We start from the raw sequence: 16,502 nt of genomic DNA, 5'->3' as shown, positions 1-16,502 counted from the left end.
ACAAATGAAAAGAAGCAGTGCAAGCGAATGCCAACTACTTCTTTCCAAGTCTTTCTTCTAATTGTTCTACTAAACCTACAATTTCTGCTGTTCTTGCATCTCTGTCCGCTGTTTCCTGTGCTTTCTTTAGCGCGTTATGGAGTTCTTCTCCCTTTAAACCTGCATCCATATCAATGGTCTGACTTAACGCTTCTTCGTATTGGCGCAATGCATCTGCTTCCTGTCCGATAATGTCAGTCTCACAGCTACCACCGATGGCAATATTGTGCTCATGCCCAGTAAAGAAACAGTTTTCTATGAAACCACCTGCATGAAGGAGGCGAATGGCACATGTTCCACCATCTTGAATAAACGTTTCTCGTATAGTTGGGGAACTATTTCGTATATCAATCTGAGCTTCGTAATGCCCGTTAATTTGACAATGTTCAATAAGGCCATAAGATTGCTTTTCAAACCGAATGCCGCTTTCATAACTGTCAATTACTTTCGATTCATTCATGTTTAACTGTGAGCCATTAGACACAAAAAGTTGTGGATAGGCATCGTGATGATGATAGAAGCTACTATTTGTTAAGTGAACGAGGCTACCATCAATAATGTAAAGACCGCTTTGTCGCCCGTTAAATACATCCACATCATCAAGCGTCGCTTCACTAAAATCTGCTACAACGAGCTGGTTCAACTCGTTATCAAAGAAACGACAGTGAGCAATTGTCGCACTAGATCGTTCTGTTAACCATAACCCATAGTGAGCACCTTCAAATACAGAGCTATGCTTCATGCTTAAGCGAGCTTTTTCGCTAAGAGCAAGTTGCGGCATGGCATGGTTAAATAGATCTGTTGCTTCTATATATACATAACTATTTGCCGTTTGGCTAATAGCCGAGCGCTCACCATTATGCACTTTACAATGAAAGAGATAGGCAGATGCATCTTGAACCATAAGCTGATCATGCGTGTGGTCTTTTATCGTACATTGTTCGATTTCGCCCTTACTACCGTTCTCAAGCTTTATCCCAATTTGTCCATTTTCAATAGTTGAATTCTTTAAAAACAATTCCCCGCCATGTGCTTCAATTTGTACAGGGACATTGTCACTGAATCTTGATGAACGAAACGTTAGTTTGGCGTGATCTTGCAAATACACTGCTCCAGACTGACTTTCGTATATTTGACAGCTTTCTAGCACAGCCTCACTGTTTCCTTGAGCTTTAATTTGTCGTTGGGAAGAGTGATGCCCGTATAGTTGGCAATGCTCCACATAAGAACGGCTTTCCTGATCAAAGTAAAACGCTGTTGTTTCGCCGTTATATAGGTGAGAATGCTTCATAATAAGACGGCCATTTGATCCAGTGTACACCTGACTTCCGTGTTGTTCGTAAAGTGCACAATATTCAATTCGTGCGCGTCCTCTATTGTGTATTCCAATACCGTTATGACGAATCGTAGCATCTGTTAATGATAAGTGACCTTGCTCTTTTATTTGAATGGCATATTTCTTAAGTTCATGAAACTGACAATGAATAACATAAGCGTGACCTTGTTCAATTAACAATCCTTTATCAGATTGAGAGAATGAAAGGTTTTTAATGTGAACAGAAGCATTTTTGGTTACTTTAAACCTACCTGCAATACGAACGTCTTCAGGTTGATTAGAGAGTCCAATAATGGTCACTGATTTAGATAATTGTAGAGACTCGTTATAAAGACCAGGTTCAATCTCAATCGTGTCTCCATCATTTGCATCTAGAAGAGCCTGTCTAATTGTTTTGTATTTCGACAGCAATTTGCGTGAAACTTGAATTTTCTTCACTACTATTGTCACCTCGAATCTGCCTTTTAGTATACCTGCTTTTCCAAATACTGTCCAAGAGCTTTTCGTTGTAACGAGAAAAAACTTCGGTTTCTTAAATCTATGTTTATCAATTACGGATTAAGGAAAAAAAGATAGAAAGAACACAAGGAGGGTACTACATGAATCATTACGACGATCTTTCAAACGGTATACCGAAGCAAAAACAAAACAAGCAACCTGGTATCGAATCAGAAATGAATCCTTTACCTATTTATGAAAGTGAGAATTATAAAGGAACAGGTAAATTGAAGGGCAAAGTCGCGCTTATTACTGGAGGAGATTCTGGTATTGGTAGAGCTGTAGCGATAGGTTATGCGAAAGAAGGGGCACACGTTGCCATTGTTTACTTAGACGAACATGAAGATGCTGAATTTACAAAAGAAAAAGTGGAAAGCCATGGTGTTAGCTGTATTACCATTTCGGGTGACATTACCGATGAAGCTTTTTGTGTTTCCTCTGTTGAACGCTGTGTAGCGGAGTTGGGAGGGCTTGATATTTTGGTAAACAATGCTGCTGAGCAACACCCTGTTAACGATTTACGTGAATTAAGTGATGAGCAACTGAAGCGTACCTTTGCGACGAATTTTTATTCCTATGTTTATTTTACAAAAGCGGCATTAGACTATTTACAAGAAGGGAGCGCAATCATTAATACATCGTCAATAAACGCTTATCGAGGGAATATCTCCCTTATTGATTATACGAGCACAAAAGGAGCAATTACAGCATTTACACGTTCGATGGCGCAATCACTAGCAAGTAAAAACATCCGTGTGAATAGCATAGCGCCTGGACCAATTTGGACACCCCTTATTCCAGCATCATTTGATGAAGAAAAAGTAGCTGAATTTGGTCAAAACACATTAATGGGAAGGCCTGGTCAACCAAGTGAATTAGTTGGAGCTTATGTGCTTCTTGCCTCAGAAGATTCGTCCTATATGACTGGACAAGCAATCCACATTAATGGAGGAGACTATATCAGCTCTTAATTGAATCGATTAAGGATCTACCGTCGTGTATGTGTTATACGCAACGGTAGATCTTGTTATTTAACGGGACATACGGGTAACAAAGTAATAACGGTCACCTCGATAACGTGTATACACCAATTCTAATACACGATTTGACGAGGTAACAGCTTGTCTGCGAATAGCAAGCAGAGGATCTCCTTCAGCGATTTCAAGGAGATGAGCATCTTCTTTATTTGCTAATACCGAACGGATCGTTTGTTCAGAGTGATCAATCTCATAGCCAAGTTTATGCTCGAAGTAAGCATAAAGAGACGAATGTAGAATGGTTTCGCTTAAATGAGGGGCGATATCAATGGGAATAAAGGCTTGTTCTGTTGCTATCGGAATTTGGTTCGCCAATCGAACGCGAAACACTGAATAAACCTCAGTCCCACTAGCAATTTGCAAAAGAGTAGCTACGTCTGAATCTGCTTTTATTCGAGTAAAGGATAGAAGCTTTGATTCAGGAACCATATTTCGGTTAACCATGTCTTCACTAAAGCTCGTTGTTTTCGTTAATGGTTGTTCAATGTTTTGATGGGCAACGAATGTTCCTCGGCCTTTTTCTCGCACAAGTTGTTTTTTTTGAACGAGATTATTAATTCCTTGACGAACGGTCATCCGGCTGATTTGATAACGATCAGCAAATTCACGCTCAGAAGGTAGGACATCACCTGGATTTAATTGGCCATTTTCAATTTGTTTGTGTATAAGTTCTTCTATTTGGTAATAAATCGGAATAGGAGATTGTTTATCAATCATTGTCGGTCCTCCGCAAAAGCATAATTTTCATAATGAAAGTATAGCATAAATTGACTAAAGATAATTGGTATAGACAACTAATTATCTAGATAATATAATGAAGGTATAAAGGATGTGAAAAAAGTGGCTGAACTACTTATCAAAGGCAAGCAAATGGTGTCTGGTATTCCAAATGAGACTAATTGTGAAGGGTTTTTCGTGGCAATTGAAGCTGGAAAAATTATCGATGTTGGAATAGGTGATGCTTCACACCTTACAAAGACAAATACGACGGTGGTATCGTTGTCGGATAATCAATGGCTTGTGCCTGGCTTCGTTGATTTGCATATTCACGGCGGTTATGGTGTTGATGTTATGGATCATTCAGATGAAGGGTTACAACATTTAAAACAATCTTTAACGAGGGAAGGAACAACGTCGTTTTTAGCAACAACCATCACCCAATCGATTTCTTCTATTGAAGAGGTCATTCACCAAGTGACCGTTCATCCAAACCAAGGTGGAGCGGAGATTGTAGGGTTGCATATAGAGGGACCTTTTATAAACGAAGTAAGAAAAGGAGCTCAGCCAGCCCAATATATTGTCGATCCAGCAGTGGAATTAATGAAGAAATGGACGGATCTTGCACCAGGGAAAATCAAACAAGTTACGTATGCTCCGGAAAAACCTGATGGCTTAGAATTAACAACGTACCTTCGTAAGCAAGCTATTAATCCTTCTATCGGACATTCAGATGCACACTATGACGAGATTGCACTAGCAATTGACAATGGTTTAAATCAAGCAACACATTTATTTAACGGGATGCGTCCATTGCACCACCGAGAACCAGGGGTAGTCGGCACAGCGTTGCTCCGAGATGAACTTGATGTAGAACTGATCGCTGACGGCATCCATATTCATCCACATATGATTCAATTAGCTTGGAAAGTGAAGGGTACAAATCGTTGTCTTCTTATTACGGATTCGATGCGGGCAAAGGGGCTATCTGATGGAATGTATGAACTAGGAGGCCAAGACGTCCAAGTAAAAGATGGGCAAGCTACCTTGGAAGATGGGAGTTTAGCTGGCTCAATTTTATCGATGAATGAAGCAATAACGAATATGATAAATTTCTCAGGGTGTACGTTTGAAGAAGCCATCCAAATGGCAACCTATAACCCAGCGAGGAAAATTAATGTGTTAGATCGAAAAGGCACGATTGAAGTTGGGAAAGATGCTGATCTCGTTATTTGGGAAGACGGCAAGGTTGTCTCTACATTTTGCAAAGGCAGTCACTATTCATAAGAAAGGAAGGTACGTTATGAAGATTGTGTACGTGAAAGATTATGATGCGCTAAGTGAGGCGGGGGCTTCATTTTTACTAGAACAAATAAAAAAGAAGCCATCCTTAACGATGGGTCTAGCAACAGGTGGAACGCCAAAGGGGACTTATGAAAAACTCATTAACAAGTCGAAGAAGGAAAAAGTTTCATTTGAACAAGTTCGAACGTTTAATTTAGATGAATATGTTGGACTTTCAAAAGAAGATCCGAATAGCTATCATCAGTATATGAATGACATGCTGTTTAATCATATTGACATTAAATCAACACACACCTTTATTCCAAATGGAGAAGCTTCATCAATAGAGGCAGAGTGTCAAGATTATGAACAACGTATAAAAGCAGCAGGAGGGATTGATATTCAACTGCTCGGTATTGGAAATAACGGTCATATTGGCTTCAATGAGCCAGGGACAAATTTCTCAGAAACGACTCATATGATCGAGTTAGCTGATGCAACAAGAGAAGCAAATGCGCGTTATTTCAATACTAAAGAGGATGTACCTAAGCAAGCCATTACAATGGGAATTGCAAGCATTATGGCAGCAAAAGAAATACTATTATTAATTTCAGGAAAAGACAAGCAACATGCTTTTTCTATGCTATTAGAAGATGGGATAGACGAAGCGTTTCCTGCTTCAATTCTTAAAGAGCATCCACATGTGACTGTTATTGTCGATCAAGAGGCGGCTGGTCAGTATTTTAACGAATCAGCATAAAAAAGATACGGGCGAATTACTTCTTCGCTGCCGTATCTTTTTTTGTGATTGACTGCCATTTCATATAAGTTCCACTTCGCCACACCCACTCTAAAGGGCCAATTCGGAAAAAACGTAGCCAGATTGAACTTAATAATACCTGTAGGGCATAAACCCCAATAGAAAGTAGTACACCATAAAAAACGCCTAGTTGACCATGAAGTCCGAGTCCATATCCATAGAATATCAATGTAAAAAGAATAGACTGCAGAATATAATTTGAAAAGGCCATTCTGCCAACGTTAGCAAAAGGTAAAAACCATTTTGAACCATACGATACAAGAATCGCTATACACGTTCCATAAAATAAAGCAAGAAAAGGTGCACCAATGTAAATCGATAAGGTTTGATACTGGGTATTCAATCCTTCCGCAAATGCGTTTGGAAGCTTTGCCCCTATCCCTATTAACCCTATTACAGGTAATAGGAACAATGCTTTTTTTCGGTATAAGTGAAAGGCTTCAAGCCATTTACTTCGAGCCACAAATGCACCGAATAAAAACATTGGCATAACGGTTAATACAGCAGAAAGTTGATAAAACAATTCCCCAAAGACGAAAACCACCGTGCTATCTCCTGTGCTAATGCCTATAAGATCGTGGGTTGCCCGAAATTGGATATGATCACGATACGAACCATCTGAAAGAACAGCCTGTTCAGCAGAGTAAAAATAAGGAGCAGGTGTTTCACCTACATCAGGAATAAGAGCCGTGAGTCCCAAAACTCCAAACCAAATAAGAGCACTAATGAGTAATCCGCGTTTTTTTAACGGCATAAATGCGAATAGAAGCATGGCCGTAAGCGAATAAGTAAGAAGGATATCTCCCCGCCATATAAAAAGAATATGTAATAAGCCAAATAGTAACAGTAGTACGGTTCGACGCCAAAAAACAGGGCTATAGGACTGTTGTTTTTCTTTAAAGCGGTCACGCTGCAACGTCATTCCATAACCAAATAGAAATGAGAACAGGGTAATAAAACTTCCATCAACGAATAAGCGAATAAAAAAATGAGTGCCTTCGTCTAATTCACCATTAGCGTACATTCCACTAACGGGAGTCATACTACCTAGCATACCAAATTGAAACACAATGCTATTAGCGATTAAAATGCCCAGTAATGCAATTCCTCGAATGACATCAAGAGACATAATTCGGTCCTGTTGCTGTAAAGGTGTACGCATGCTAAACGATCAATCCTCCAATATAAATAAATGACATAACCCATTAATTATCCCACGTTCTCAAAAGATTGAAAAGTGAATTCATTCTATTTGTATTTTTACTAATTTAAAGTAGACTAAAAGAGAGACTAAAGAAAAAAAGGAGTGGACAGGTATGAATGAAATAATAAAAGGAATGAGTGCACATCGTTCAATTCGTGCTTATCAATCGGAAAACGTTACGAAAGAACAAATACAAATGATTACAAATGCAGCTCGATGGGCATCTACGTCAAATCATGTGCAAGCCTATTCCATTCTTTCTATACAATCAAAGCAAACAAAACAAACCTTGGCTGAGCTAACTGGTGGTCAAAAATGGGTGGAAGAATGCCCTGTTTTCTTTGTTCTTTGTGCAGATTACACTAGACAGCGATATGCCAGTGAAAAGCACGGAGTTTCGTTTGATGTTGGTGGCGCTGAACAATTACTTGTTGCTGCTGTAGATGTTGCCCTTGTGGCGCAAAACATGTTATTAGCGGCAGAGTCCATCAATTTAGGCGGGGTTATGATTGGTGGAATTCGTAACCAACCAAAGGAAGTCAGTGAGCTGCTTGGCTTACCAGACTACGTTTTTCCAGTCATGGGGCTTGCAATAGGTGCACCTGGTCAAGACATACCACAGAAGCCTCGTTTACCAGAACAAGCGGTTGTACACGAAGAAGTGTATAACACGAGTCAACAGGAACTCATTGATACATATGATGCGGAAATCGAAGGCTATTACCTTGAGCGTACAAATGGAAACCGATCGAGCACGTGGACTGAACTTATGGCTCAATACACAAGTGTTCGAAAACGTGCACATATGGATCATTATCTTAAAGAAAAAGGTTTTTTACAAAGTGAAAAAGGGGAGAATGAAATGAATCGCTTTACAGGTATTGGGGACATTTATTGTGTAGGTCGTAATTACGCAGAGCATGCAAAAGAATTAGGCAACGATGTTCCAAAGCAACCCCTTTTATTTACAAAACCTAGAAGCTCGTTAGCTCTAGCAGACGGTCAACAACTAGCATTTCCTCATAATAAAGGAAGCATCCATTACGAAATTGAGCTCGTATTAAAAATTGACCGAGATGTTAACCAAGAAGATAAATTAGTTGATGTGGTCAGTGAAGTTGCGTTAGGATTGGATTTAACATTGCGTGAGGTACAAGATACGTTAAAGAAAAAAGGGCACCCATGGTTACGCGCAAAAGGATTTCCAAATGCAGCTGTGTTAACTCCGTTTTTTGCTTTTACAGGTGAAGAAGCTTGCCAAACGATTCCTTTTCAACTCGAGAAGAACGGAGAGTTGGTGCAAGAGGGCTATACAAGTCAGATGATTTTTAGTTTAAGTGCTCTTTTTGAAGAAGTGAAAAGAGAATTTGGACTAAGAAAAGGCGATTTACTCTTTACAGGTACACCAAAAGGGGTTGGAGAATTGAAGCAAGGAGATCACTTTTCCTTGTATTTCAACCATGAGGAAAAAGGTTCTTTCACAGTAAGTGAGTAAATGTGTGGAAGAGAAGTGGTACGAATGGAAGTGAAGAGCGTGAAGGGACGAAGACAACATGAAAGAAATTGATGTGTCAAAGTTTGAAAAAAAGATGATCATTCGCAATATAGAAGAAAAAGATTTTGATGCGATTATTAAGCTGTCAAAACAATGTTTTCAGAATATGGAGCCGTGGCGATACGACGAATTAAAAAGTCATATTTCTGTATTCCCTGAAGGTCAATTCTGTGTTGAGTATGATGGAGAAATTATTGGCTCGTGCTCTAGCTTAATTATTAATTTTGATGAGTACGATGATCAGCATACTTGGGACGAAATTACCGATGAAGGCTATATTACAAACCATGATTCTGATGGATTTAATTTGTATGGAATAGAGGTAATGGTTCATCCTGATTTCCGGCGGATGAAAATTGGGAGACGGTTGTACGAAGCGAGAAAAGAATTATGCCGTGAATTGAATCTTAAGAGTATTATTATTGGTGGCCGAATTCCGAATTACTACAAGTATGCAGACCGTTTTACGCCAAGGCAATATGTGGATGAAGTAATGATGCATAATATCTATGATCCTGTGTTAACCTTTCAGGTCATAAATGGGTTCTCATTGAAGCGAGTGAATGCCAATTATTTAGACGACGACCGGGCGAGTATGCGCTATGCAACGCTTATGGAATGGAATAACATTGACTATCAGCCGTCCACACCTAAAAGAAGATTCAAAACATCGTTTCCTGTTCGTATTACAACCATTCAATATGAAATGAAGAAAATTTCTTCATTTGAAGAGTTTGCTGTTCAATGTGAGTATTACACAGACGTAGCAGCAAGCTACAAGTCAGATTTCGCTGTATTCCCGGAAATTTTCACATTGCAATTGCTGTCATTCTTGCCGGAGAAAAGTCCAAGTCGAGCAATTAGGCGCTTAACGGAATTTACAGAAGACTATATTGAGCTATTTACAAATCTGGCAGTTAAATACAATGTGAACATTATTGGTGGTTCACATTATGTGGAAGAAGAAGGCAAGATCTTTAATATTAGCTATCTTTTCCGCCGTGATGGAACAATTGAAAAACAATATAAACTTCATGTAACACCGAACGAACGGTTATTCTGGGGGATTTCTGGTGGAGATGAAGTGAAAGTATTCGATACAGATTGTGGGAAAATTGCAATACAGATTTGTTATGACGTTGAATTTCCTGAACTTGGGAGAATTGCAACTGATAAAGGAGCCAATATTATTTTCTCTCCTTTTTGTACAGATGACCGCCAAGGATATTTGCGCGTTCGATACTGCTCTCAAGCTAGAGCGATAGAAAACCAAGTCTATACGGTCATCTCTGGTACAGTTGGAAACCTTTCTGATGTGGCAAACATGGATATCCAATATGCACAGTCTGGAATTTTCACTCCTTCTGATTTTGAATTTCCACGTGATGGAATCGTTGGGGAGTGTAGCCCGAACGTAGAAACCGTCGTTGTGGGAGATGTCGATCTAGAGATTCTCAGACGAAACCGTCGATCTGGAAGTGTTAATCAACTGCGTGATCGTCGAGATGATATTTATCACGTCGTATACAAACAATAAATAAAATGCGAGAAGACGCCCAAAAAAGATATGGGCGTCTTCGTTTATGTTTTTGTGCAGTGGCAAGACTAGGTGTTAAAAAGGAGTTGAGATTCGTGAATTCACCTTTTACACCTGTGATTCTGAAACAAATTAGTTTACTAATTTTAATTGCCGCCGCAGTATTCTTCATTTATTCAATTCGGTCGTATGATGGTGTTCAGACGTTAGTTATTAAAGATGTTCCACAAGCTGTTCAAAAGAATGAAACGGCTGATCTTCAAGTTTTTGTAGAAGATCATTTTGGCGAACCTATTACAACAGCGAATGTTGTAGGGCATTATGTGTTAAATGAGCATGAAGTGGACGTACAGTTCCATCATAAAGAAAACGGCTTATATGAAGGAGAAATCTTCTTGTTTGTTTCTGGTCAATGGAGAGGAGAAGTAAGAGCAAATACGTTCTCATCTGAAGAAAAACTTGCTATGATAGTAGATGTAAACTAATTGTAAGGAAAAAGGAGAGAGTACGTTGGTTGTTTTTCCAACACTAGTAAAAACGACATTTATCAAACGACCAAATCGTTTTATTCTACATGTAAAAAGAGAAGACACAGGCGAACAGATTGAGGCCCACCTTCCAGACCCAGGGAGATTAAAAGAACTACTTATTGAACAGGCAACGATTTGGGTAGAGTACGTAGATAAAAGCAGCCGTAAAACAAGCTGGACTGCCGTCTTATGCGAAACAGAAGAAGGCCATTTCGTATCTTTGCAGACAACGATCGCGAATAAGCTAGCAGAAGCGGCAATAAAAAAGAAACGCATTCCTTCTTTACGTGAATGGTCAATAAAAAAAAGAGAATGCAAGGTTGGTTCTTCTCGTTTTGATTTTCTTTTACAAAACGATCAAGATGAAGAACTGTTGCTAGAGGTGAAAAGTGTTACGCTAGCAAGGACAGGAGAAGGTTTTTTTCCTGATGCACCAACAGCAAGAGGTGCTCGTCATGTACAAGAGTTAACAAAGCTTACAGAGCAAGGACGTTATCAAACAGCTATTTTATTTGTTGCACAAAGAAGTGATATTCGGTCTGTGGCTGTTGAGACAATCATTGATCCTGCGTTCGCCCAATCGATTAATGAAGCGAATCAAGCAAACGTTCAAATTGTAGCGGTAAGCACGACCCTGTCTAAAGAAAAGATGGATATACGACAGGAAATTCCTTTTATAATCTGATTAAATGGTAAATGAATGGTATAGTGTTAAAGAGGAATAGGCTATGAATGGGGAGAGCAAATGATTCGTACTTTTTCTAACGAAGATAGAGATGAAACCATTGATAAAATGGAAGAAGCAACGTATGATTTACTTGTTATTGGTGGCGGCGTTACAGGAGCGGGAATAGCATTAGACGCCTGCATACGTGGCTTAAAGACGCTTTTAGTTGATCAGCAAGATTTTGCTTCAGGTGCTTCAAAAAATTGGTCTAATCTATTTCATTCTGAAATCCAGCATATGAACCATTTAGAAATGAAAATGTATAATGATTTATTTAAACAGCGGCTTATTTTAAAAGAGAACGCTCCACATCTTATTAAACAAACAGAGTTAATTTTACCAACATATAAAACAGGCCTTTTCACAAAATCATTTCGCTCAAAGCTACTCGATCGGCTAACTGAAATGGCATTTAAAGAAAAGCGTAAGCACATCACGAAGAAAGAACTAGCAAAGCTGGAACCTGCATTATTACTAAAGCATGCAAAACACGCTTCTTTGTACAAAGAGTTTCTTATAGATGAGTCAAGATTAGCGATTGATTTGTTAAAAGAATCAGTAAAAAGAGGTTTAATAGCGCTGAATTATATGAAGGTAGAGAGTTTTCTCTATGAAGATGATAAAATAAGTGGTGCCCTTGTTGTCGATCAGAACAAAAATGAAGTACATAAAGTAGCTGCAAAACACGTTGTTAACGCAAGTGGTACCTTGATCGATTCCCTTCGCGTTCAAGATCGTTCTCTCTCAAACATTGTCATCGATTCTGTTGAGGATTATTTTTTTACGGTGCCGAGAAGCCGTCTGCCAGTTCATCATGCAATGTACATAGAAACAGAGCAGCATCAGCTTGTTAGTTTGGTGCCTTACCGTCAGTCTATTATTGTCGGACATTCTGTTAAAAAACAGAGTGAGCGGACAAGTAATCAAGAGCTGCTTGATTTGTTAAACCGAACCTTTTGTGAGCATCCTTTAGGAGAGGATGATATTGAAGCGAGCTGGATTGTAAAGCGTCCATATCCAATTGACAAGAAAAAAAAGCATCACGAGTATAAGAGACAGGAGTGGATTGAATCGCCTTCAGGTCTTTTATCTGTTGTTTGTGGTCAGCATACGTATTACCGCTCTGTTGCAGAACAAGTAGTCGATCAGATTTGCAAACAACTACATCAAAAAAGAAACTGTCAAACTGATACGGTAACCATTTCAGGTGGATATGTAGGTGGCTTGGATGACTTTCTTTTCTATAAAAAGAAACGAACAGAAGAGGGTTTACAATATGGCTTAACAGAGTACGAAGCCAACCAGCTTATTGACCGATATGGTTCTAATATAGGACAACTTTACGTAAGACTTCGGACATTTGGGAAGCAAGCTAAAATGTTCGGTTTGAGTCCGGCAATTTTTGCTGAGCTACTGTATTGTATTGAAGAAGAATCCATTCTTAGTCCTGTTGATTTCCTTTTACAACGCACAGGTTATTTGTATATGGATAAGGCGTTAACATTGGCAGTCAAGGAACCGATTTTTCGTTATATGCGCGATCGTTTAAATTGGACAGAGGAGCAAGAGATAAGATTTAGAGAGAAGCTAGAGAGTGAAATCACACAAGCCTATGGTAATGTTATGTAGTGTGAAAGGATGCATTTTTTTGGAGGAATACAATGAATTATAAAGAATTAGCTAAGAAGTGGAACGACCATTCAGCGTTAGAACCAGATGTACGAGAGGAATTAACGGAATTAGTACAAGATGAAAAGGCGTTAGAAGACGCTTTTTATACAACACTTGCATTTGGCACAGGTGGAATGAGAGGGATTATTGGACCAGGTCCAAATCGAATGAATACGTATACGGTAAGAAAAGCGGCAAGAGGCTTAGCATCGTTTATTGCCAAACGTGGAGAGGGTGCTAAAGCGAGAGGGGTCGTTATTGCATTTGATTCCCGCCATAAATCTGCTAAATTTGCTCACGAAGCCGCATTAACATTGGGAGCTCAAGGAATTAAAGCTTACGTCTTTCATGACTTACGACCAACACCTGAATTATCCTTTGCAGTTCGTCACTTACAAGCTGAAGCAGGTATTGTCATCACGGCGTCACATAACCCGCCTGAGTACAATGGTTTTAAAGTGTATGGCTCAGATGGTGGGCAATTCCCTCCAGCTTTAGCAGATGAGCTCGTGGATTGCGTAAATGAAATAGAAGATGAACTAGGTATTGCAGTAGGCGATGAAAATCAATTAAAGGCTACTCAACTATATGAAATCATCTCTGCAGACGTTGATGATGCTTATAACGAGGAATTAAAAAGCATCTTGCTTCAAAAAGAGTTAATTAAAGAAGCAGGAGATCAACTGAAATTGGTTTTTACACCATTACACGGTACAGCAAATATTCCTGTTAGACGAGTTTTAGAAGATGTTGGCTTTAGCCAAGTTACTGTTGTAAAGGAACAAGAGCTACCAGATCCTAACTTTTCAACCGTTTCGTCTCCTAATCCAGAAGAACATGCGGCGTTCAAAGAAGCGATTCGTTATGGCGAAGCAGAAGGTGCTGATATATTGCTTGCTACAGACCCTGATGCCGATCGAGTCGGACTTGCTGTGAAAAATGATACAGGCGATTATATTGTGCTTACCGGTAACCAAACTGGCGCATTGATGCTTGATTACCTACTTTCTATAAAAGAAGCAGAAGGAACGCTTCCGAATAATGGGATTGTTTTAAAGACGATTGTAACATCTGAAATTGGACGGGCGATTGCTGAGCGCTATCAACTAACGTCTTTAGATACATTAACAGGTTTTAAATTTATTGGCGAAAAAATCGGAGAATATGAACGGACAGGTGACTACCAGTTTCTCTTTGGATATGAAGAAAGCTATGGCTATTTAATCGGGGATTTTGTACGTGATAAAGATGCTGTCCAGGCGTGTCTTTTTGCTGCAGAGCTAGCGCTTCATTACAAACAAAAAGGTTTAACTGTATATGAAGCACTTCAACAAGTGTTTGAGAAGTACGGTTTCTATAAAGAAGGACTTGAATCGTTAACGCTAAAAGGCAAAGAAGGTGTCGAAAAAATTGCAGGCATTATGACAAGCTTGCGTGAGAATCCTCCTGAAAGTATGGCAGGCTTGTCTATTAACAAGATAGAAGATTACGAGACGGGACTCAGTCTTTCTCCTGAAAATCAAAAAACAACACCCATTGATCTTCCGTCGTCAAATGTCTTGAAATACTTCCTTGAGCAAGATGCTTGGTTCTGCGTACGACCTTCAGGTACTGAGCCAAAAGTCAAATTTTATTTTGGCGTAAAAGGTGAGTCATTAGAGGAGAGCGAGCAAAAACTCCAACAGCTAAAAGATGCTGTTATGGCTTATATCCACCAATATACCGCTTAAAGGACAGAAAGCGTATCAAGCACTTTGCAACTGCAAAGTGCTTTTTTGTTTCATTTTCTAAGTTCGTACCTCATAGAATGATTGGAAAGAGGGGGGACGATTGTGTCAACTAATTGGAGTGATTTAGAGCGATCAATTGCTGAAATAACGGAAATTGCCACGGGTTTTGGGTTAGATTTTTATGAAATGAGATATGAAATCTGTCCAGCAGATATTATTTATACATTCGGTGCTTATGGAATGCCAACTCGCTATAGTCACTGGTCCTATGGCAAACAGTATCACCGAATGAAGTTACAATACGATCTTGGCTTGAGCAAGATTTATGAACTCGTAATTAATTCGGACCCTTGTTATGCTTTCTTACTCGATAGCAACACATTAATTCAAAACAAGTTGATTGTCGCCCATGTACTGGCACACTGCGATTTTTTTAAAAACAATATCCGTTTTTCTAACACTAGAAAAGATATGGTTGAAAGTATGAGTGCGACAGCCGAACGAATTGCGAAATATGAGCACGAGCATGGAAAAGGAGCTGTGGAAGATTTTCTTGATGCAGTACTTGCGATTCAAGAACATGTGGACCCAACACTTGTAAAGCCACAGAAGAAAGAGAGCGAACTAGCTAACTCAAAAAAAGCCACTGATTATGATGATTTGTGGGCGTTAGATGAAAAAGAAGAAAAGCAAATAAAACCGCTTAAAAAAACATTTCCACAGCATCCAGAAAAAGATATCCTGCTATTTATTGAAGAAAATAGTCGCCATTTAGAGTCGTGGCAGCGAGATATTTTAACGATGATGAGGGAGGAAATGCTTTATTTTTGGCCACAGCTTGAAACGAAGATTATGAACGAAGGCTGGGCTTCTTATTGGCACGCAAAAATATTAAGAGAAATGGATCTGACAAGTGATGAAGTTATTGAGTTTGCTAAGTTAAATGCAGGTGTCGTACAGCCATCACAAACATCGATTAATCCATACTATCTAGGCATTAAACTTTTTGAAGATATTGAGCGTCGCTACGACCATCCAAGCGAAGAAATGGTTCGACTACAAGGTATTAAAAAAGGTAGTGGCAGAGAGAAGATTTTTGAAGTAAGAGAAATTGAATCAGACACGTCTTTCTTAAGAAACTATTTGACAAAGGAATTTGTTGAGGAAGAAGATTTATACTTATTTCAAAAGCAAGGTAGCGATTATAAAATTACTGAAAAAGCATGGGAGGGTGTTCGTGATCAGTTAACACAGTCAAGGGTGAACGGTGGCTTCCCTTACCTTGTAGTCACCGATGGGGATTATTTAAAAAACGGTGAGCTTTACATTAAGCATGCTTTTGAAGATACTGAATTAGATGTTAGCTATTTAGAGAAAGTGGTTCCTTATCTTTATCAATTATGGGGAAGAACAGTTCATTTAGAAACGAATGTAAATGGGAAGTTGGTTACCTTTATTTATGATGGAAACAAAATCCATCGAAAATATATGTAGTGAATGTGTAAAAGCGTATTCGACGACGATTCAATAATGAATACGTCTGTCAAAAGCGCTTTTTTCTTTTCTATTCTCTTTTTTTAAAAACCTATTGTAGTAAAAAATGCCACCCTACTAGTAGCGTTTCAACGTGTAAATGACCTCTTCATTAAGAGAACGATAAGTGTGATATTTTTCCATATATGGTTAAAAAGAAAGCGTAATAGATAAGCCTGAATACTGGTAAAAAATTTTCAAAAAAAAGTGTTAAATTGATTGACGCCTTAATGTTTTCAGAGTAAGATAAATTTTGTGACTAAAAATGTATTTCGTTAGTCTAA

13 protein-coding genes are annotated in these 16,502 nt (G+C 38.9%); 10 read left to right on the top strand and 3 right to left on the bottom strand.

The window, feature by feature from the left end; genetic code table 11:
• Positions 1-34 precede the first annotated feature (34 nt).
• On the bottom strand, positions 35-1,813 hold the full coding sequence (locus BK583_RS14140) for a right-handed parallel beta-helix repeat-containing protein (protein ID WP_055737320.1): 1,779 nt from the start codon (positions 1,811-1,813) through the stop codon (positions 35-37).
• Between the two features lie 161 nt (positions 1,814-1,974).
• Between BK583_RS14140 and BK583_RS14135 the strand changes: the two genes are divergently transcribed.
• On the top strand, positions 1,975-2,844 hold the full coding sequence (locus BK583_RS14135) for an SDR family oxidoreductase (RefSeq protein ID WP_038478507.1): 870 nt from the start codon (positions 1,975-1,977) through the stop codon (positions 2,842-2,844).
• Between the two features lie 60 nt (positions 2,845-2,904).
• Here BK583_RS14135 and BK583_RS14130 read toward each other — a convergent pair whose 3' ends face one another.
• Complete coding sequence (locus BK583_RS14130) at positions 2,905-3,627, bottom strand: GntR family transcriptional regulator (RefSeq protein WP_055737321.1); 723 nt, start codon at positions 3,625-3,627, stop codon at positions 2,905-2,907.
• Positions 3,628-3,750: 123 nt separating this feature from the next.
• Here BK583_RS14130 and nagA point away from each other — a divergent pair, with 123 nt between their 5' ends.
• Complete coding sequence (nagA, locus tag BK583_RS14125; protein ID WP_055737322.1) at positions 3,751-4,914, top strand: N-acetylglucosamine-6-phosphate deacetylase; 1,164 nt, start codon at positions 3,751-3,753, stop codon at positions 4,912-4,914.
• 16 nt (positions 4,915-4,930) lie between these two features.
• Positions 4,931-5,671 (top strand): glucosamine-6-phosphate deaminase, encoded by a 741-nt coding sequence (nagB, locus tag BK583_RS14120; RefSeq protein WP_038478513.1) that lies wholly within the window; start codon positions 4,931-4,933, stop codon positions 5,669-5,671.
• Between the two features lie 16 nt (positions 5,672-5,687).
• On the opposite strand, the gene BK583_RS14115 is transcribed toward nagB, so the two are convergent.
• Positions 5,688-6,893, bottom strand: a complete 1,206-nt coding sequence (locus tag BK583_RS14115; RefSeq protein WP_055737323.1) for a DUF418 domain-containing protein — start codon at positions 6,891-6,893, stop codon at positions 5,688-5,690.
• 154 nt (positions 6,894-7,047) lie between these two features.
• Between BK583_RS14115 and nfsA the strand changes: the two genes are divergently transcribed.
• The 7 genes from nfsA (at position 7,048) to BK583_RS14075 (ending at position 16,179) form a co-directional block, all read left to right on the top strand.
• Positions 7,048-8,430, top strand: coding sequence for an oxygen-insensitive NADPH nitroreductase (nfsA, locus tag BK583_RS21415; protein WP_307188689.1), 1,383 nt, complete (start codon positions 7,048-7,050; stop codon positions 8,428-8,430).
• 58 nt (positions 8,431-8,488) lie between these two features.
• Complete coding sequence (locus BK583_RS14100; protein ID WP_038478516.1) at positions 8,489-10,027, top strand: bifunctional GNAT family N-acetyltransferase/carbon-nitrogen hydrolase family protein; 1,539 nt, start codon at positions 8,489-8,491, stop codon at positions 10,025-10,027.
• Between the two features lie 95 nt (positions 10,028-10,122).
• Positions 10,123-10,512: a hypothetical protein gene (locus BK583_RS14095; protein WP_055737324.1), complete on the top strand. Its 390-nt coding sequence runs from the start codon at positions 10,123-10,125 to the stop codon at positions 10,510-10,512.
• 25 nt (positions 10,513-10,537) lie between these two features.
• The gene (gene sfsA, locus BK583_RS14090; protein WP_055737325.1) at positions 10,538-11,242 is read left to right on the top strand and encodes a DNA/RNA nuclease SfsA; all 705 of its coding nucleotides are present in this window, start codon (positions 10,538-10,540) and stop codon (positions 11,240-11,242) included.
• A gap of 60 nt (positions 11,243-11,302) precedes the next feature.
• Positions 11,303-12,913, top strand: coding sequence for an FAD-dependent oxidoreductase (locus BK583_RS14085; RefSeq protein WP_055737326.1), 1,611 nt, complete (start codon positions 11,303-11,305; stop codon positions 12,911-12,913).
• A 32-nt stretch (positions 12,914-12,945) separates the two neighbouring features.
• Positions 12,946-14,685, top strand: coding sequence for a phospho-sugar mutase (locus BK583_RS14080; RefSeq protein ID WP_055737327.1), 1,740 nt, complete (start codon positions 12,946-12,948; stop codon positions 14,683-14,685).
• Positions 14,686-14,787: 102 nt separating this feature from the next.
• Complete coding sequence (locus tag BK583_RS14075) at positions 14,788-16,179, top strand: SpoVR family protein (protein WP_371836662.1); 1,392 nt, start codon at positions 14,788-14,790, stop codon at positions 16,177-16,179.
• Positions 16,180-16,502: the final 323 nt, after the last annotated feature.

This window comes from Shouchella oshimensis, from assembly GCF_002019765.1.
GTDB lineage: Bacteria > Bacillota > Bacilli > Bacillales > Bacillaceae_D > Shouchella > Shouchella oshimensis.
The sequence above is the reverse complement of the archived record's forward strand: the minus strand, read 5'-3'. Positions and strand labels throughout refer to the sequence as shown.

Coding starts and splice junctions, on each gene's coding strand:
- BK583_RS14100 (WP_038478516.1), top strand. CDS start 8,489: ATGAAAGAAATTGATGTGTCAAAGTTTGAAAAAAAGATGATCATTCGC.
- BK583_RS14085 (WP_055737326.1), top strand. CDS start 11,303: ATGATTCGTACTTTTTCTAACGAAGATAGAGATGAAACCATTGATAAA.
- BK583_RS14130 (WP_055737321.1), bottom strand. CDS start 3,627: ATGATTGATAAACAATCTCCTATTCCGATTTATTACCAAATAGAAGAA.
- nfsA (WP_307188689.1), top strand. CDS start 7,048: ATGAATGAAATAATAAAAGGAATGAGTGCACATCGTTCAATTCGTGCT.
- nagB (WP_038478513.1), top strand. CDS start 4,931: ATGAAGATTGTGTACGTGAAAGATTATGATGCGCTAAGTGAGGCGGGG.
- BK583_RS14080 (WP_055737327.1), top strand. CDS start 12,946: ATGAATTATAAAGAATTAGCTAAGAAGTGGAACGACCATTCAGCGTTA.
- BK583_RS14135 (WP_038478507.1), top strand. CDS start 1,975: ATGAATCATTACGACGATCTTTCAAACGGTATACCGAAGCAAAAACAA.
- BK583_RS14115 (WP_055737323.1), bottom strand. CDS start 6,893: ATGCGTACACCTTTACAGCAACAGGACCGAATTATGTCTCTTGATGTC.